The 17,603-nt window shown below is 62.5% G+C and carries 20 protein-coding genes; 12 read left to right on the top strand and 8 right to left on the bottom strand.

Annotation, left to right across the window (positions count from 1 at the left end; all coding sequences use genetic code 11):
• Positions 1 to 171: 171 nt before the first annotated feature.
• Entirely contained in the window at positions 172 to 1,185 is a 1,014-nt protein-coding gene (locus BMY06_RS31560; protein ID WP_074987029.1) for an N-6 DNA methylase, read from the bottom strand.
• Between the two features lie 738 nt (positions 1,186 to 1,923).
• On the opposite strand from BMY06_RS31560, the gene BMY06_RS31555 reads away from it, so the two are divergent.
• The 6 genes from BMY06_RS31555 (at position 1,924) to BMY06_RS31530 (ending at position 6,193) form a co-directional block, all read left to right on the top strand.
• Positions 1,924 to 2,124 (top strand): hypothetical protein, encoded by a 201-nt coding sequence (locus BMY06_RS31555; protein WP_074987028.1) that lies wholly within the window; start codon positions 1,924 to 1,926, stop codon positions 2,122 to 2,124.
• A 6-nt stretch (positions 2,125 to 2,130) separates the two neighbouring features.
• Complete coding sequence (locus tag BMY06_RS31550; protein ID WP_074987027.1) at positions 2,131 to 2,382, top strand: hypothetical protein; 252 nt, start codon at positions 2,131 to 2,133, stop codon at positions 2,380 to 2,382.
• Positions 2,375 to 3,595, top strand: coding sequence for a DUF1173 family protein (locus BMY06_RS31545; RefSeq protein ID WP_074987026.1), 1,221 nt, complete (start codon positions 2,375 to 2,377; stop codon positions 3,593 to 3,595). Before BMY06_RS31550 ends, BMY06_RS31545 begins: the two co-directional genes overlap by 8 nt.
• Positions 3,596 to 3,658: 63 nt before the next feature.
• The gene (locus tag BMY06_RS31540; protein WP_074987025.1) at positions 3,659 to 4,309 is read left to right on the top strand and encodes a hypothetical protein; all 651 of its coding nucleotides are present in this window, start codon (positions 3,659 to 3,661) and stop codon (positions 4,307 to 4,309) included.
• 2 nt (positions 4,310 to 4,311) lie between these two features.
• A complete protein-coding gene (locus BMY06_RS31535; protein ID WP_074987024.1) occupies positions 4,312 to 5,394 on the top strand; it encodes a phage Gp37/Gp68 family protein in 1,083 nt (360 codons plus the stop codon).
• Positions 5,395 to 5,521: 127 nt separating this feature from the next.
• The gene (locus BMY06_RS31530; protein ID WP_074987023.1) at positions 5,522 to 6,193 is read left to right on the top strand and encodes a Lar family restriction alleviation protein; all 672 of its coding nucleotides are present in this window, start codon (positions 5,522 to 5,524) and stop codon (positions 6,191 to 6,193) included.
• A 260-nt stretch (positions 6,194 to 6,453) separates the two neighbouring features.
• On the opposite strand, the gene BMY06_RS31525 is transcribed toward BMY06_RS31530, so the two are convergent.
• Positions 6,454 to 7,599 carry an integrase domain-containing protein gene (locus BMY06_RS31525; RefSeq protein WP_074987022.1) on the bottom strand — a complete coding sequence of 382 codons (1,146 nt, stop codon included), beginning with the start codon at positions 7,597 to 7,599 and terminating at the stop codon, positions 6,454 to 6,456.
• 1,181 nt (positions 7,600 to 8,780) lie between these two features.
• Here BMY06_RS31525 and BMY06_RS31520 point away from each other — a divergent pair.
• The 4 genes from BMY06_RS31520 to BMY06_RS31510 all read left to right on the top strand — a co-directional run bounded on the left by BMY06_RS31520 (position 8,781) and on the right by BMY06_RS31510 (position 10,699).
• Positions 8,781 to 9,791: a PRTRC system protein D gene (locus BMY06_RS31520; RefSeq protein WP_074987021.1), complete on the top strand. Its 1,011-nt coding sequence runs from the start codon at positions 8,781 to 8,783 to the stop codon at positions 9,789 to 9,791.
• Complete coding sequence (locus BMY06_RS31515; protein ID WP_074987020.1) at positions 9,788 to 10,174, top strand: hypothetical protein; 387 nt, start codon at positions 9,788 to 9,790, stop codon at positions 10,172 to 10,174. The genes BMY06_RS31520 and BMY06_RS31515 overlap by 4 nt, the downstream gene beginning before the upstream one ends.
• 121 nt (positions 10,175 to 10,295) lie before the next feature.
• A complete protein-coding gene (locus BMY06_RS39765) occupies positions 10,296 to 10,451 on the top strand; it encodes a hypothetical protein (RefSeq protein ID WP_161495525.1) in 156 nt (51 codons plus the stop codon).
• Positions 10,451 to 10,699 (top strand): hypothetical protein, encoded by a 249-nt coding sequence (locus tag BMY06_RS31510; RefSeq protein ID WP_074987019.1) that lies wholly within the window; start codon positions 10,451 to 10,453, stop codon positions 10,697 to 10,699. The genes BMY06_RS39765 and BMY06_RS31510 overlap by 1 nt, the downstream gene beginning before the upstream one ends.
• A gap of 73 nt (positions 10,700 to 10,772) precedes the next feature.
• Here the strand turns inward: BMY06_RS31510 and BMY06_RS31505 are convergent, their stop codons facing one another.
• The 6 genes from BMY06_RS31505 to BMY06_RS31480 all read right to left on the bottom strand — a co-directional run bounded on the left by BMY06_RS31505 (position 10,773) and on the right by BMY06_RS31480 (position 14,866).
• Positions 10,773 to 10,991 (bottom strand): hypothetical protein, encoded by a 219-nt coding sequence (locus BMY06_RS31505; protein ID WP_074987018.1) that lies wholly within the window; start codon positions 10,989 to 10,991, stop codon positions 10,773 to 10,775.
• A gap of 100 nt (positions 10,992 to 11,091) precedes the next feature.
• Complete coding sequence (locus BMY06_RS31500) at positions 11,092 to 12,228, bottom strand: primase-helicase zinc-binding domain-containing protein (RefSeq protein ID WP_074987017.1); 1,137 nt, start codon at positions 12,226 to 12,228, stop codon at positions 11,092 to 11,094.
• Positions 12,229 to 12,476: 248 nt separating this feature from the next.
• Entirely contained in the window at positions 12,477 to 13,091 is a 615-nt protein-coding gene (locus BMY06_RS31495) for a single-stranded DNA-binding protein (protein WP_074987016.1), read from the bottom strand.
• A 14-nt stretch (positions 13,092 to 13,105) separates the two neighbouring features.
• The gene (locus BMY06_RS31490) at positions 13,106 to 13,963 is read right to left on the bottom strand and encodes a hypothetical protein (protein ID WP_074987015.1); all 858 of its coding nucleotides are present in this window, start codon (positions 13,961 to 13,963) and stop codon (positions 13,106 to 13,108) included.
• An 8-nt stretch (positions 13,964 to 13,971) separates the two neighbouring features.
• Complete coding sequence (locus BMY06_RS31485; RefSeq protein ID WP_074987014.1) at positions 13,972 to 14,403, bottom strand: hypothetical protein; 432 nt, start codon at positions 14,401 to 14,403, stop codon at positions 13,972 to 13,974.
• A gap of 109 nt (positions 14,404 to 14,512) precedes the next feature.
• Entirely contained in the window at positions 14,513 to 14,866 is a 354-nt protein-coding gene (locus tag BMY06_RS31480) for a hypothetical protein (RefSeq protein ID WP_074987013.1), read from the bottom strand.
• Between the two features lie 456 nt (positions 14,867 to 15,322).
• Between BMY06_RS31480 and BMY06_RS31475 the strand changes: the two genes are divergently transcribed.
• Together BMY06_RS31475 and BMY06_RS31470 are read left to right on the top strand one after the other, a co-directional pair.
• Complete coding sequence (locus BMY06_RS31475) at positions 15,323 to 16,060, top strand: nuclease-related domain-containing protein (protein WP_074987012.1); 738 nt, start codon at positions 15,323 to 15,325, stop codon at positions 16,058 to 16,060.
• 171 nt (positions 16,061 to 16,231) lie between these two features.
• Positions 16,232 to 17,542, top strand: coding sequence for a coiled-coil domain-containing protein (locus tag BMY06_RS31470; RefSeq protein WP_124263234.1), 1,311 nt, complete (start codon positions 16,232 to 16,234; stop codon positions 17,540 to 17,542).
• Positions 17,543 to 17,603 lie beyond the last annotated feature (61 nt).

Here is a 17,603-nt window from a genome sequence, read left to right as displayed (position 1 = left end):
GGATTCCCGAAGGGTGAAGAAAATAGGCCACGTGGGCCTGAGTCGATGCGCGAAAAGCGCGGTAGGTGAGTGAACGATATCGCGCCAATGAACGCCGCGCGCCGGAAAAGATCAGATTTCCGATACGGCTTTTAAAGAACAAAAGCCCGGGATTTGGTCCCGGGCTTTCCTTCAGAACAGCGCAAGCTGGTCGACAATCTCGAAAAAGTCTTTCGCGCCCGGCTGCACGCCAACGGCCTCCTCGAACATGTCGGCAAGGCCGCCGGTATCAACGGCTTCGATCGGCCGCTCTAGCACCGCAATGTCGGCATGATCGTCCAACGGCGCCGGTGCCGGCGCGGTTTCACGAACCTCCGCGACGACCGCGGGCGGTGGCAGAACGCCGTTGTCGGCCTCCGATTCATCAGCCTCGCCACCGCTGAGCAGACCACGCAACGCATCCCACGCGCGGCGCATCTTCAGCTTCTGGCTCCAGCCGCCAAGCACGTGCGCAGGCGTGTACCAATGGCCCCACACCTGCATGCTGAGCGTGTTGCCGTGCACGACTATCGCCGGGACGTGCAGCAACGATAGCTGCACGTAGGCCATGTGGACACAGCACACGTCGATATCAACGCAGGTCGCGTGAAGCGCCTGCTGATAGTTGACGCCTGCTCCGTGGAAGGCTTCCGCCGTCGCGATGATCATCCCGCCCGCACCGCACGCCGGTTCCTGCACGCGCGCAAAACCTTGTGCATCGGCGCGCGCAGCGACATCGCCGCCGAGCATGCCAGCCATCAGCTTCGAGACCGCGTACGGAGTGAAAAACTGGCCGCTGCGATCGTTGCTGATGCCGAGCATCATGTACGTCTCGCCGAGCACATCCGTGAGGCCGACACCACTGCCGTCCAGCATGCCCTGCGTACGCGCCTCGAACGACCCGGTGAGCGCCGCGAACATTTCGGGGAAACGCTTCACTTCCTCTGGCTTGTATTTTCCAACGATCTCCATATAGCGCTTCTCGCGCGCTTCGTACTGCGTGCGATCCACGCGATTGCTGATCGCAAGCGCGGCCATCTCGACGAAGTCGCGAAACACTGTGTCGAGGTGGTGACCATAGGAAAACTGTTCGAGCAACGAGACCAGCGTGCACTGGTATTCGTCGGCCGTCTGATTAAATTTGCGCTCGGCGCTCTTGCGGCTCATGCCCGCTCCGTCGAAGAAGAAGGCATGGCCCCAGACGGGGCAGACATGCCCCATAGGGAAGAAAACACGCTGGCTAACGCCAGCAGCTCAGTGCGCGATCAGCGCGGATATATCGAAACCAAGTGTCTGTGCGACGCCCAGTGCAATCACGCCGAAACCGGTAGCAAGCACCGAAATCATGGCGATGGAAAAGAGATTGTTGTGCACCCACCGGACTGCTTTCAAAACAGCCTCCGTGACAAGATTAATGAGGAGTGTCCAGCAGCGGCTGGAAGGTCGATGCGTCGATGACGCGAAAGCAGCACTGATCGTACGCGCCCCGCTCCGCCTGCGACATCGCGAAAGGGCGAGAAGTGCGCATCGCTTTCGCCGAGACCGGCTTATCCACAGATTCCGTTTATAACTCTGTGGATAAAGCCGGTCCGCACACGCTGCAGGCGAGTATGGCCGCGGCATTGCCGCTCTTTGCGGGCACTACGTGCCGCGCGCTCACCGGAGAATGGTTTCGCGCGGCAATGGTGCCAGCGCAGATACAGGAGAATTCGCATGCCCGATCTAAACCGGCAGCGTGCGTGGTAGGTCGATGAATTGACGGCCGACAGGCGCCTGTCGGCTTTAACGCGGAAAGCTCCACTTTTAGTAGAGCTTTCCGGGAATAAGCGCATCTCTCGCAAAGCAGCGCGAAATCTGTTGCCTTTCGGCTCCCAGACCACGGTTACCCGCCGCCATCATGCAACGATGGCCGCTACTCCCTCCACTCCCCCGCCCGGAACCACGCCGCTGCGCCTGCGGCGCGTCCTGTACCAAACCGGTTCGACCGACTGGGGCAAAGGCATTGTCACCGAACACGACCAGGATAGCGGCATGGTGACCGTGCTCGACACCGAGGACGGTTCGTTCTGGCGTGGCCCCGAATGTCAACTCGAAATCCTTGCCTGACCCGCCATGTACTCGCTACTCGAATGCGTACCCATCATCGTCGTGCCGTCCCTGATCGCATGGATCGCCATCCGCCTCGCAAGCGCCTTTCACGTTACATGGATTGCATACGTGGCCTTTGGCGCGGTGATTTTTATGTGTGTCGCGTTCGCGCTGCTGGATAGATGGCGAAAGCGGCGAGCAGCGCAGCGCGTGATCACCGAACCCGAGACGGCGGCCGAATACCGCCGAGCTAAAGAGCGAGGAAGCGATGCCTGATGTGACATTCTCAGGAGTCCGGGTCGCGCTGACCGAGGTGCAAGAGCATCCCGCCCGGTACGCCAGATCGCTCGAACGCGCGAAGGTCACGCCCGGTTATGCCCTCTGCCACTGCCGGACCGATCAGCCCCGACAGCTCGTGATCCGCCGCTACGGCTCACTGTTCCACCTCGCTGGCTGGCCAGACGACGGGGTCCATCACGCGCCGGGGTGCGACTTCCAGAAAGACCCGGGGCGTGAGCGGCCCGCGGCCGGCGGGGATTCAACGGCCGCGATCATCGACGGACAGGATGGTCTGAACGTTCGTCTCGACGCCTCCCTCATCCAGCGTGACGTCGTACCCGGCCCACGTACACCGAAAACGGGAACAGCGCCTCGCACGACGCGCCGCCGCGCACCGCTTCTCGCGTTTCTTCAGGCACTTTGGCAGAGCGCGGGGCTGACGTCGTGGCCCGGCACGTCGATGGCGCGCGGCTGGGGCGCAGTCAATGCCATGCTGCTCGCGGGACTCGGCGCGCAAGCGAAGATCAACGGCGCGCCTGCCGAGGAGGTCCTCTACGTGATGCGGAGGTACGAGGAAAGTGAGCGCGAAACGATCAACGCGGAGTTCGATGCGTTCCTGAGCCGGATCAGCAACGACGGGGCGGTCTCACAGCGGGCGCTGGTCCTCGGTGAGCTGGGAGAGGTCGCCGACACACCCTACGGAAAATCCATCACGCTTCGCCAGCGACGCCAGAAGTACTTCTCGACGACGGCACTCGTCGACCACGCTGCAAAGACCTACGCGCACGCGTGGCGCGCCGTCGGCGACGGCAGCGCACGCGTCATTGCCATCCTGCTGGTCGAACGTACTGCAAAGGGACACCTGCGCGTCGTAGACCTCGCCGCCATGCTGTGTTCCTCGACATTTCTTCCGTGCGACTCAATCCACGAAGTCGCCATGGCCAATCGACTCGTTTCCGCACGGCGAATCTTCGAGAAGCCGATTCGCATGAGCGCGGCGGACGACATGCTTCCCGATTTCGTGCTCCTCGATACACGCCCTGCGACGCACGTCGAGGTCTACGGCATGAACGGTCTCGCCAGCTACGAGCGGCGCAAGGCCGAGAAGCGGGCGTTGCGCGCCGAGCGCGGCATCCCCGCCGTTGAATGGAACGTGGACCGCGAACCGCTCGAACACATCGCGCTGCCGCCCGCGTCCGCCAGAGCTTGACTTTGTGCTGCGAGCCGTAGGCTGAAAGAGCACCTCACTTTTTCATCCTACGGAACGCACAACATGTCTCAGACCACGGCACACGCCGCCAGCAACTCCGAACCCGAAGCCAGCCACCGCCTTCTCTTTCCCGGCTGCCCAACCGATACCGTTTCTGTCGCCGACGTCCAGCGCTGGCTCGATTCGCTGCCCCCGCTCTACCGCAATCCGATGGAAGCGAACGGAGCCGGACCGGTCGCCGCATTCCTCTATTCCCGCGCGATCGGGCGCGTTCAAACCGGCCTTCAATCGCTCGACAACCAGAACTGGACCACGGCACGGCTGCTGTGCGGTGCCGGCGATGCGCTGCTAGCAATCGAAGACGAGACAGAAACGGCGTGCGACACCCGCCACGGATCAGCGCCAAAGCCGCCGCGCGAGCGCGCCGCACGCCTGTTCGCCACGCTCGCCCGCGCACGCATGGATCTGCTCGCGCTGCCCGACGGGATTGCACGCACCGGCGTATCGAACGCACTCGACGATGCCGAGCTGCTCGCGCGCGACGTCATCGACCACCCGATTCCCGCGAACGTCCTCGCGGCCCTCGATCGTATGTGCACGCCGCTCGACGAATCGGTCCTCGGGGGAGCGACCGCGCGCGCTGACGCCCACTCGATGCAGACGATCCGGCAATACGTCCTCGGCGTCTGCAGCAATGAGACGTCCGGGGCTTGAGCATGGCAGAGAACACCAGAATCGAATGGGCCGATCACTCGTTCAACGCCTGGATCGGCTGCACCAAGGTCTCTGCGGGCTGCGACAACTGTTACGCGGAGCGCGAGCGCGCGACGCGCATCCTCGACGTCAGGTGGGGCGCCGGACAGCCGCGCCACCGAACCGCCGTTTCCACGTGGGAGATCCCCAAACGCTGGAATGCTGCGCACGCAACGTTCTTCGCCACCCACGGCCGGCGGCAGCGTGTCTTCTGCTCTTCTCTATCCGACGTGTTCGACAACGAAGTGCCGCCCGCCTGGCGCGCCGATCTGCTCCGTCTCATCGCACAGACACCCGACCTGGACTGGCTGATCCTCACGAAGCGAATCGGCAACGCGCGGGCCATGCTCAACGAGGCGGTTCTGGAAATGTCGTCCGGTGCCCGGACGTGGGACGCGGGCGCCTGGCCGAACCTCTGGCTCGGCGCGACGATCGTCAACGAGATCGAGGCGGAGCGCGACATCCCGAAGCTGCTTGAAACACCGGCCGCGGTGAAGTTCCTGAGCATGGAGCCGTTGCTCGGACCGGTCGATATCAGCGATTTCCTCACCCCGGGCTGGCCGCGATGCGAAACGGGCTTTGTCCAGGCTGCGAGATACGAGCATGGCTATTGCGCTACGTGCGCTGGCCACGTCACCGATCCTATTCACCAGAGTGGCATGCACGACGTCATCGACTGGGTGATTGCCGGCGGCGAGAGCGGCGCGGGGGCGCGGCCCATGCACACGCACTGGGCCCGATCACTTCGTGACCAGTGCGCAAACGCGGCCGTTCCGTTCCTGTTCAAGCAATGGGGCGAATGGTTGCCGGCCGATCAGGCGGACACGATCCAGCGCGACGCGGCGAGCGCGGCAGCATCGCTTTCAGTCTCCGGTGAATTGCGGCTCGACCGCGACGCCGAGATTTTCCAGAAGGACGACGCATACGTGCTCAGAGTCGGCAAGAAGGTCGCCGGTCGGTTACTGGACGGGCGTGTGCATGACGGCTTTCCCGTGCACAAGGAACGTTGCCACCGCCGCGCGGTTGAAGCGACTGCTCGCGCCTGAGGTGAAGCATCAGGCGATGCGTCCCCGATGATTCCGGCGAGTTGCGGCCAATCCGCTACGCACCTTGCAGAATTGAATTCACGGGGACGTTGGATAATGGCGGCCTATTCCAACCACCCGACTCGCCATGTACGAGCAGCTCATACCTTGCGACCACTGCGGCGGCCGACCGACCGTCGGACGTTCGCAGCGAATCATCTCCGACTCGCCCGACCCGTGGTACGACCAGACAAGATGGGGGAGATTCGGCGGCCCGCCCGTTCTCGGCGACATGATGCATAGACCGCCCGAAGCCCCAAAAACCGAGGCTATCGTCTGCATCTACTGCGCCGGGTGCGGAATGCAGACCCCGTGGGTAGCGTGCGAGGAGGACGACACGGCCGCGCGCAATGCCGTCGGGGAAATCTGGAACGCCCGCCTGAACCGGCCCGAGGCGGACAAGACTGATCTTCAACGGCTTGTAGAGCGTGAAGTCGGTGTCTCCGATATCCCGGCTGTACTGGACCTGCTCTCGCGCACCAAAGCCGACTGGGAGGAAATGGGGCCGATATTCGCGATGCTCGCCCGTCGCCTCATCGACGCGACAGTCGTGACGTTCGACTCGTGGCCCATCGACCCGGTGCTCAACGACGCTGCGCGTTACCGCAAGCTCGTCCAGCTCACAAAATGGGTCGATATTGACGGCGAACGGTACGTACAGTTCCCAAAGGTCTACACCCATCCGGAAGATCAGGACCGCCTGTTCGAGGACGTCATCGCCTCGGCAGTCGATTCGTTGCCGGACCGGGATCGCTGGTGACCGTTGAACGCGGCATACCGACGAAAAAAAACCGGCCTATCTTTCGATAAAGGCCGGTCGAAGGATGATTCTGGCGAGTGCCGGGGATGCCAGAATCTGAGAGACCCAACAAGGTCATTGTGCCTCGCGCTTCGGTCCTCTCTTCCCCCGTTTCGTCGGTTCTTTCCCACCCATTTGCCACTCCCCGACCGGCGGCAACTGGACCGTGCATCTTGCCGCTCGCGGCCCGCGTGTTATGTGCGCGACCGCACACAATTTCGTCAGACGAATTCCGCTGACGCCGCATTCAGAAGCCGGTACAGCGCCTGTCTCGAAATACCCAGCGCGGCCGCTGCGTGCGACTTGTTCCCGGCCGCAGCCTCGAGCGCCGAGCGCACTTCGTCGATCGTCGGGTTCGTTTTCGCGAGCCGCTCCTGGCGCGCAAACGTCGAAATATAGGCGTTGGCCTTGGTCGGGCGACTGTGGCCCGCGGCTTGGACCACACGGCGAATAGCCTGCGCGTGAAGCTCAGGATCGGGGCGCTCGCCCGCGCGTTTCACTGGCGCCGCAACCCGCGCCCACCGCTCATACATCTCCTGCAGGAACTGATGGCGCAGCCCGTGGCTCGTCACGCCAAGGCCCGCTTTCGTGATGCCATGCCGTTCCAGCACGTAGTAGTACCAGTTGCGCCACTGCTTGAGCGTCCGATCGGCCGGTACGGTCGAACCAGTCATCGGATTCGCAAGGCGTGCCGCTTCCTCGAGCACATCGAACTTCGCATCGATCGGCACCTCGCGATCGCGCCCGCCCTTCGTGCCGCGGGTCACTTCGAGCAGTTCGAGATCTTTCACCGCGCGCGTTGGCTGGAGCATGAAGCTCTCCTCGATGCGCAGCCCGAACGCGACCTGAAGTTTTAACTGCACCGCGACACGCGGACACGTGAGTGCGATTTCCCCGATCTTGTCATGGGCACTCACGCCGTTCGCGTCCCACGAACGATCCACCTCTGCCACGTATGAGCGAACGAGGCCCTGTTCCTTGCGGTTCGCATAGTCGGCCAGCGTGCCGACCAACGTTTCCTTGTTCATCCACTCGCACAACGCGCGCAGGTACGTGAGCTTGTTTTCGATGGTGCCGCCGCTTTGCCCTGCCCCAATCCACTGCTGCACCAGCCATTCAATGTGCTTGCGCCGCAGGTTCCACGGTGTCGCGAGCGCGAACCCGCCTTCGCGCAGTTCAACCAGCGCCGCGCAGATCGCCCGCACACGGAACTCCTGCGTCTTGATCGATAGCGGCTTCGCGCTGATACGCGTACGGCTGTGGACCGACGACACGTGCTCGTCAAGCAGCAGGATGAGCGCCGCCGATACAGTGGGCGTCAGCCGGTAGCCGCGCACCACCGCGCGCACGTTGAGGATTGCCGCCATGGTTTCTCGCTTCCCTGTTATGTGCCCGCCAAACACGGGGACCGCTGTCCTCGCCCGGGGTACGCGTCGCGACGCCCCTGCCTGACGTCACGTCTGCTCTCACGCGGGCCTGAATCCTGTATTGCTCCTGCCGCTCACCATGCGGCTTCGCCGATGCCCCGGCGCGGGGGTACTGCCTTCCTGTCCTTTAGCGATTCCATCCGATCAGCCCGACGCACGGAAGAGATGCGTTCCGACTGTCCACCTTGCTGCGGCACGGGCCGGATTGCGCTTCGCGCAAACCTACTCCCGCGTTTACTGCCTGTGCTGCCTTGCCGCCTGCCGTGGCTACCCGACCGGCCACGCACGCATCGCTGCGTCGGGGCGTAACGAACAGCAACTCGCCGTTCGCCCGCCCTGGCCAACTGCCGGGCAATTCCTGTTGCGCGTTTCTGGTGACGGTTGCGCGGACCGTTATGTCTTCCGTACAGGGAGGCGCGAACACTGGCGTGGCCAGCGCGCAGGCTCTCCCCCGTTCCGAAGCACGTTCATCTCCGCCGCGGTGTATCGGGCTTCGTGAACGCACCCAGCACTCGGGCTGAAGGAACGTGTGCAGACGTTTGAGGCCGGGCGCGAACTGTCCAACTGTCCGCGTCCACATTTCCTCAATACGCCACATTGCGGCGGACACCCGCCAATCGTATGGATATCGCACTGTCCGGTGGTCCTCAATATGGATCACGGTGGACTTGATTTGACTGAAAAAAAATCCGCCTCACGGTGGAGAACGGACAGTTGGGGATTTCTGGCCCGTGCGGGCCGTGGATGTTGGCCCGTCGGGCCGGAGAAAAGACGCACGAAGTGCCTTGCACTTCAGGTCGATGCGTCAGGGACGCAGCAGGTATTCCAAGAATAAAGCCAGGACGCAAGCGCGCAGCCCCAAAAGATCACCTCATCCCGCGCGCTTTCGGCGACTTGACTTTGCAATGGGCTCGATAGACTGGACTCAGCAATACCGGAGATTTGCCCGGAGTTTGCCTGGGGCTGCCAGGCAAACTCCGGGATTAAACCGGGGTTCGTGAAAGCAGCATGCACGAACCCCGGGCAAATCTCCGGGATAGCGTTTTCAGCGCCGACAAACCCGGACTTTATCCCGGACTTTCGGCGCACCACTCAACGATTATTCAAGAGAGCCACACATCATGAAAACCCCGGTCTTCGCCATCGACGTCGGCTACGGCAACACCAAAAGCGCGTACCGAGCAGCAAGCGGCACGGTCGCGACCGACATGTTCCCCTCTCTCGCCCCTCTCGCCGCCACCCGTTCGCTGAGCGGATACGGTGATGCCGTTCTTACCTCGCGCAAGGTCGCGACCGTGACGCTCGACCGGATCGAATACGAGGTCGGCCCCGACGTGTCGCTGACCGCTGCATACGGCAAGACCGGCCGCGCCCTGGCCGACGACTACGTGCTCACCAACAACTATGCGGCCCTGCTCTTCGGCGCGATCCACTTCGCGGGCGTCACGCACATCGAGCGACTGGTGCTCGGCCTGCCGGTGCATAACCTGAAGAAATACTCCGATCTCCTCAAGGAGCGATTCGCCGGCGACATGGACTTTGGTTGCGGACATGTCACGGTCGACAAGGTGGTGGTGCTTCCCCAGCCGCTGGGCTCGCTCATCTCCGCATCCAGCTCGCGGGGCAAGGCGTTTAACCCCAACGACGAGCACCTGGTCGTCGACGTCGGTTATTTCACGACCGACTGGGTGTATGCGAAGGGCTTCGCGATGGACGATACCCGCAGCGGTGGCATGCCGGGCGGCGCGTCGCAGATCTACCAGCGCATCGCCAGCCTGATCTCCCGCGATGAAGGCGACGACGTCGAAGGCATTGAGCTCATCGACAAGGCCCTGCGCGAACACACCACGTTCCGCTTCTACGGAAAGGAAATCGACCTCGCGCCCTACCTTGAGCGTGCCGAACCCGTCATCGCCGGCGTCGTACTCGCGATCCAGAACAACGTCGGCAAGATGCCGAACCTGCGCTCGATCATCCTCTCGGGCGGCGGCGCGGCTCTTTACGCCGCGGTGCTGCGCCGCGCATTCCCCCGGCTCGTGATCGAAATGATCGGCTCGCCCTGCGTCGCGAACGTCGGCGGTTTTCTGATCGCCGGTGAAGCCGGACTCGCACGCGAACGGCGCGCCGCATGAACGGGAAGCTCGTGATGGAGGTCACGGTCACCGAACTCGTGAGTCCACTGCTGTTCGCGCGGCTGAGCGCCTGCGCCTCGCCGCGCGAGCGCGCAGCCGTGTTCAAGGCCTGCGCCGAAGCGCACCTTCGGGGCGAAAGCAGTGGTGCGCGCGACGATGCGGCCAACGTGAACGACCGCCATTCAGGCTCGACCACACGCAGCGCCACCAATGCGTTCGGCCGCGCTGATGTGGCGTCTGAGGCAGCTCCAACGAAGACGAACGAAACGCTCAACGAACTGGGCGCTGAACTCGGCCTGCAGAGCATCCCGATAGCACACGAGAGCGAGCAGTCGAGCGTCATGACCGACGCCCTCGGTGACAGTCTCGCCGGGTTTCTCTAGCCATCCGCCCACGCCTTGACTTCACCATGCGCGTGCGATCATGAATTCAGGACACCAGTGCAACGCGGACCCAATTCGCCTTGCACCGGTGCATAACCCCAAACTGAAAAGGAAAGACACAATGGAATACGCACTGCTCAACGCAATCCTCCACGGAGAACGACTGACCGAACCGCTCACGTGGATCTACATCGCAGCGCTGATCGCAGTCAGCATCGCTGGCTGGATGGTCGGCGGCATCGCGTTCGACAAATACCACCAACCGGAGGGAGAGTGATGGATCGTATCGAAAAGGCATGGACGATGTTCATGAGCTGGCCCGCGATCGCGCGCCGCGCGGCAATCGCCGCTGTGTGCTACCTCGTATGGCTATCATCCGCGTGGTTATACAGCGAGGGCCTCCACGACGCGGCCGTGTACATCGGCCTTGCTTCTGCACTCGGTTTTTTCTTCGCAGCCGGCGGTTGGTATGCATTGCGTGGCGCCGGCTTTCTGCTTGTGTGGTGGCTTCGCGTATCGCGGTGATCGATTTGCAATCACCCGAAGCCAAAAAAAACGGCGACCCAATTTCGGGTCGCCGTTTCTTCATGCGCGCGCACTACTGCGTGCGCTTCGTTACTACCACAGCAAGTCGTAGCGTGCAAAAGTCGAATGCCTTATCGAAGGGCTCGTCGCGTGCGACCGTCCTGCAGCTCGCGCGGTCGAACACGTCGAAGCCGGTCGCCTCGGATTTACAGACAGGCTGGTGACCGTTGGCTGCGCCATTGGTCGCCACAATCGTGAAGCGATTTCCAACTTTCATCTGGAAGTAGCTCATTTTCTGCCTCAGGGAAAAGAGCCCGGACGGACCATCCCCCGGCGGGGATGAATCCCCACCGGGCAGGTCAAATAGATTGCCGGACGTTCCGGCTAACAGATCAGGCGGTCACCGCCGGGCGCGAGGCCCGGACTAACCGCAGCCCCGTCGGGGCGATTTCATTCGCTGCAAGAAACCGTGCTTTCCACTGGTCGGCAAAATCGGTGCCGCGCACGCGCGGGCGATGCTGCACGACCGTGTAGCCCTCGGCCCGCAGGCGCTTCGCGAGTGCCATACCGGCCGCAACACCGGGCGATTTCCCGGTCTTCAGGTCAATGTGATCGAAGTCCATGAAGATGTGCACGACCTTGATACCGAGTCTTTCCGGTACGACAAACTTCGCGAGCAGGACACGGTTCAGGCAGTTCCAGACCGGCACACCGGTTTCCATGAAGGCGCCATACACCGTTTCCAGTCCCTCGCCGACACCGATCTCGCCATCGATCGGCTTCATCAGACGCACCGCGCCGCCCGCGAGCGGGTTGAGCGTCATGTCGTTGAGCTTCGCATCGAGGATTTCGCCGTCCGCTGACACGATCGCCGCCTTGGCAGGCCTCATCGGGTCAAGGAACGTGCGATGCAAGGTGCCGAGCCGGCCGTCGGGCAACTCGAACCGCGCGAGGATGCCGGGCCATTCACCCATCACCGCCCCGTCGTGCCGGTACTCGAGCTCACCGAGTCGCAACGCAGCAGATGGACCAGCCGTCAGGCCCGGCACCCGCTCCTGCAGATAACGCATCGAGAGATCGCCGATGGTCTGGGGCCTGGCGTCCTGCCACAGACCGTTCAGCCGCTTTTCAACGAAGGCGGGGCTCGCCTTGCGTTTCGGGCGTGGCGCCTTGAAATCCACAACAGGGCGCGTCGACGACGGCGCGCCTCCCGTGAGCTCCCGCATCAGCCTGAAGAGACCGATATGGGCAACGCGCGTGATCAGCTGCAGGCCATCACCAGCCATCGGATCGCCGCCATTGCACTGGCGACAGACCCAGTCGCCGCGGCCGTGCTTGTTGTCATAGGTGAACCGGTCGTCGCCCCCGCAGACCGGACACGCTGTCGCGCGTCCGGTGAGATAGTCTGCGGGAATGCCGTAACTCATCAGGATCGAGATCCACGCCTCCGGAGAGAGCGTGAATCCCTTCAGCGTGCGTTGCAGCCACTCGTACTGCTCGGGTGACAGCCCGCGTCCAGTCGTACTCATATGTCACTCTCCATAGGGAAGTGGGTTGGGTCGGTGCCTGAGCAACAGGCGTGAAAACTCGTGCTCAAAAGAGCCGCCCGCGTGTGCGAGTCGCTCTTTTCAGCAGGTTTCCGGTGTTGTGTCGAAGTGGATCAGCGCGCGGCTGCGCAGCTCAGAGGAATGCGTCGCACGACGCACCCGAAGGTGCGTCGCGAAACGTAGGTGAGGACTTGCGGGAGCAGCAAATCCTGCGGTGAGAACTTACGGGATCAGATGGCCGACCACGCTGCCCGCGGATAGGCGGCGCGGAAAGGAATGTCGTCGTCCATCTCGTCAAAACCTCCGCCCGACGGCGGCCGCGTTCCGCCTCCACCACCCGCCGACGATTGCGGCGGATTAGCACGAGGACTCACGCCCGAGGGTACCGAACGCGATCCGCCGCGTGCACCTTGCGATGCGCGCGCGGGCGGCTTCGATTCAAAACCGCCGTCGTCGGCGTAGCCGTCGTCGCCAGCGTCGCGACGTTGACCGCCAGCGCTGTCACCACCGCTGCGGCCGCCAAGCATCTGCATCTGGTCCGCGACAATCTCCGTCGAGTACCGGTCAGTGCCGTCTTGCGCCTGCCACTTGCGCGTGCGGATGCGGCCCTCGATATAGACCGACGAACCCTTCTTCAAATACTCGCTGACGATTTCCGCGAGACGCCCGAAGAATGCCACGCGGTGCCATTCGGTCATTTCCTTGAATTCGCCCGACGCCTTGTCCTTGTAGCGGTCGGTGGTTGCGAGCCGGATGTTGGCCACAGCGTCACCGCTGGGCAGATAACGCACTTCCGGTTCCGCGCCGAGATTTCCGACGAGGATGACCTTGTTGACTGATGCCATGAAAACTCCTGTTATTAACGTGTGATGGACCAGAGCCACTTGTCCCAGAGGACCTGCTGGCCGTCTTTCATGACCGGTTGTCCGCTTTCGCGGAAAGCGGACACCTTGATCTTTTCGAGGCGGCGAACCGACACGGTGTCGCCGATCTTGCAGCCCGAATCGGCGATCGCGTCCTTGAGGCCTTCGCCTTGCAGAGTCTGCTCGCCCATCGCGGTTTGGATACGCATTGCGAACGAGGTGTAGAACGGCTTGCCGTTGGGCTTGCGATTGGGAAACTTCTCCTCCCCCCAGCTCACGACCTTGCCGTGTATCGCCGCGAGCATGTCGCGACGATGACCACCGGCGTTTCGTTGCGCGCGCGGCTCCTGCGCCGCGTGTGCCGCCAGCCGTTCAGACTCCTGATGCGCAGCGTTGAAGTGTTGACCCACTGGTGACGGCGCCTCTACGTGACTGGCTGCGGAAGGTGCCGGCGACATCTGCGGCGCACCGCACCCGCGGATTGCCGCGGCGATCGCGTCTTTCAATGGTGAGGCGTGCTCCCGAAGAAGCGACCAGTGCGGGGCAAGTTCCGGAAGGATCTTGGTGCCGAACGGCGTGTCGCGCGCGCCCTCGTCAAACGCCGGGACGAACTGCACGACGCAGTCCCCCTCGTCGACGAAGAGGTTGGGCACGTCCTTGATGGTGACGAACGTCTCGTTCGTTGCTCCCTCGCCGACACGGCGCGGTTGCGCGATTTGTGTGGGTTGCGTCGGCTGAACGGGCATCGGTGCAGAAGACGCTTCGGCATTACGTGCCTGGTGCTCCCTGCGAACGTCCCCTTTTGCAACGGGAAAGAACTCCGCTAGCGCGCGGAAGAAATGTTGAGCGGCCATATTCACTCCTACAGCAACGAGCCGAAACAGATGCGGCGCAACTCAGCGAGATCGCGCGCGAGTAGTGGTGTCTCGAAGATCACGGACTGGAGCGTCTCGGGATCGATCCCGTTGACACTGCAAACGTGCTCATACGACAGCGCCCCGTCCCAGTAGCCCATGATCCAGCCTAGCGTGGCGCGGTAATCGTCGACGTCGAGCTTCACGTTGCGCAGCCGATCGCTGAGCATCGCGGCGCAGTCCATCAGCGACTCCGGCATGCGGTCGCCACGGCGGCTGTCGCGCGCAAGGGTGATCAGTGCGTCGATCATCCCTTCGCGCACTGATGCGCTCCAGTACTGCGGGTCGGGTAAGGGATCGGGTTTGGGAGGGACGACGAGCACCGGAGTGGCCTCGCCGCCAAAGATGTCGAGCTGCCAGGCAGCGACTTTTGGTTTCATGGGATTGCTCCGGGATCGGCCGGGCAATCGCACCCCTTGCCGGGAATGGATTCCCGGCGGGGTAAGGGCCACCGCGACGAGCGCCGCGGTGGAAGTGAAATGACGGACCCTAGTCGTGGGTACCCGTCTTCTTCATCGGAATGACAACGGCGGAACGTGCGTACTGACGGACCGGCGTGACCTGTGCAACAGCAACGGAATCCGGCGCGACCTGTTCCGCAGGTTTCCCCGTGGCCTTCAATGCCTGCTCACGAACCTCGTTGGCACGCTCGCGTGCGGCTTCGGCTTCGGCAGCTTCAAACGCCTTCGCCTTCAGCATGATCTGCTTGCGCACCCAATGAATGGCGACCAGAAACAGGAACAGGCCCACGAAGAACGACATCGCGGCCAGATAGACTACAAAGCACAGGGCGAGGAGCTTGCCCGGTGATTTCATGACGTCTGCAACAAACAGCTTCAGCATTTCTCGCTCCAGAAAAATTAACGCACAAGGGAAAGTCCAGGCGTCGCCTGGTGGTTTCGATGCTCGAAGCGAGCAAGGAAAACCGGTGCGCGAAGCACGTGCGCCGTGACCCGTTGTCAGGCCACCGCGTACGGACTCTCGCGGACTTGAAGTGAAGGAAGGTTGCGGCACGAGAACCGTGCGGCCGTTTCGATGCGTGCAGGACGCCTTGACATCCCGAGGTTAGGTCAGATGGAGGCGTAGGCATCGTCACTATGCTCGCGAATTCACGTGAGCTTTCGTCCAGATGCACTGAGCGGTGGTTGCCGACAGGCGCCTGTCGCCCAAAACCCGGAAAGCTTCACTTTTTGTTGAGCTTTCCTGGTTTAAACAGACATGCGCCTGCCGGGCGCGCGCACTTGACTTCGAAAAATGCCTGGCAGACTGGATTCACTACCTTCATTGAACGGAGTGACCATGACCAGCCTCTTGGGTGTCGCCGCCATCGGCTATTTCGGATACAGGTTCGCGCGGCGCGCGCCGCGCCTGCGTCGAAGCATGCCTGCCCGCGCGGAGCATCAACACAACGCGCCGCCGCCCACGCGGGCGATGATCCGCGGCGAAGCCGGCGAAGCCGCCGTGCGCGCGGAACTGCGTCGTGTGCTCGCGGGACTGTGCGGCAACGACTTCTACCTCCATGACGGTGCGGTGCTCGTGCAACACGCGCCGGGCACGGCGTTTCCGACTGCGGAGATCGATCACATCGCCATCACGCCCTTCGGCATCTTCGTGATCGAGACGAAAAACTGGAGCGGCCAGATCGCGCCCGCGGCGAACGTCGACGACGTGGTTCGCACCGGCGCCGATGGCGTGGCCGAAGTGCGCCGTTCCCCACTCGCTCAGAACCGCACCAAGGTCGCATTTCTCAACCGGAAGCTGCCGCCCGTCTGGCCGATCGAAGGCCTGGGCGTGTTCGCCGCGGCGGACTGCACGCTCCATCCCGATCTGCCGCTTCCTTTGATCCATATCAACGAACTCGCACTCTGGCTGCGCCAGCGACGGACAGATTTCGGCACCGCGCGCAAGAAACCAGTCAATGTTCGCGTCGCATGGGAGGCGATTATGCTGAATGCATCAACCTGCGACTTCGAGATAGATGAACACCGAAAACGATTGCGCACGCACGCTAAAGATCACGCAAACGATGCCGTTTGAATACATGGCTTTGTCTTTTAAGCAAAAGCTGCATGTTTTTCATCATCTTTCGCGGGGCTGCCAACCGCGCGCGCGCGTACCCTTGGCCAAAGAGTGCCGGTGTCCAAGCGATCTGCTCTGTCAGATCGGCTCTTTCGCAGACCGCGCTTTCCACATTAAGAGACCAACAAAATGAGCAACAAGAAAAAACCTCCGTTTGACGCCAACTCAGATGCGAGCAGTCCCGCTCACGGCGAAGATCGCAAGAACAGCGGGAATTTGACGCCACCCAGCGACGACTTCGACCCGACCATCCCCGAGGAAGGGGTCGTGTTGCCTTCCGACGACGGCTCCGGCGGCTTCTTCGGCACGCACCTGCCGTCGCATAACGACATCGCGCACGCCGCACGGGAATCGTTTGGCGGGACCCTCCCGGAAGAGCGACTCCAGGAACTCATGCAAAGCTGCACCGAAATCAATGAATCGGTGCGCCGCATCATGCATGAACACATGACGCTCGGCTTCCGCTTTGGCGAAGTCATTCGCATTGTTCACGCCGCCTACATCGCGAAGTTCGGCGACGACGCGAGGACACACCAGCGCGCCCAAACCGATGCCTATCTCTATCTCGAGAAGCTCCATCAGTTCTCCAGAACGAAAATCAAATCGCACCTGCGCGCATACGCAAAATTCCACGCCAACACGGAAGCGGTCGAATTCCTGCGTCAAACGGATATGCAGTTGCTGCTCCCGAAGGACCTGGGCGATGAAATCGTCAACGCGGTCATTGAACAACGCAAGGCGAATCCCGATCTGTCCACGCGCGCAGTAAGAGATCTGATCGCCGCTTACCGGGAAAAGGTGGACGAACTCACGGCCACGCGCGAGCAGGTCGAGACCAACAACGAGGAAGTCGCCCGCCTGACGGCGCTCTACGACATCAGCCGCGCAGAAGAACAGCGCGTGCAGCGTGAAATGGAGCAGATGCGCCTGGCGCAGACGGCCAATCAAGAAGAAACCGACCGCCTGCGTAACGATCTCGCTCTGTCCGGCAACTCGCGCAACGCGCTTCATCAGCAGTTGAGCGAAGTCGAAAAGGAGCTTGCTGTCGCACGTCGCGAGGTCGCCGAAGCTAATGCCCGGCCTCCCGTCAAGGACGACGCAGCACGGGAAGACCTCAACCGCCTGAACGATCAGTTCCAGAAGTTGCTCAAGGAATCCACGGAGCTCCAGGCGCGCATCGAGGCCCAGAAGGCGCAAGAGACCGAGATCGCGGCGAAGGTCGCAGAGGCCGAAACCGCCCTTGAAGCCAACAAGCGCGTCGAGGAGGAGATGAATGCGCTCGTCATCGAGTTCGGCCAGGTCGCCCAGCGCTACACGAGTGTCCAGCTGCTGTGCACCGCGGAGGGCAAGCTGCAGCGCTACGCGCCGATGTTCAACGCACTCGCCGATGTGGTCGGCAAGTTCCACACGGAGATAGTGGCCGCAGCCAAGGCAGCCTGAACGCAACACGCGCCCGGGGGCGCGAAAACGTGTCTCGAAAGCAGGTCACCAATACACCGTA

It is taken from the genome of Paraburkholderia tropica (genome assembly GCF_900109265.1).
GTDB classification, from domain to species: domain Bacteria; phylum Pseudomonadota; class Gammaproteobacteria; order Burkholderiales; family Burkholderiaceae; genus Paraburkholderia; species Paraburkholderia tropica.
This window is presented reverse-complemented; position numbering and strand designations above follow the sequence as displayed.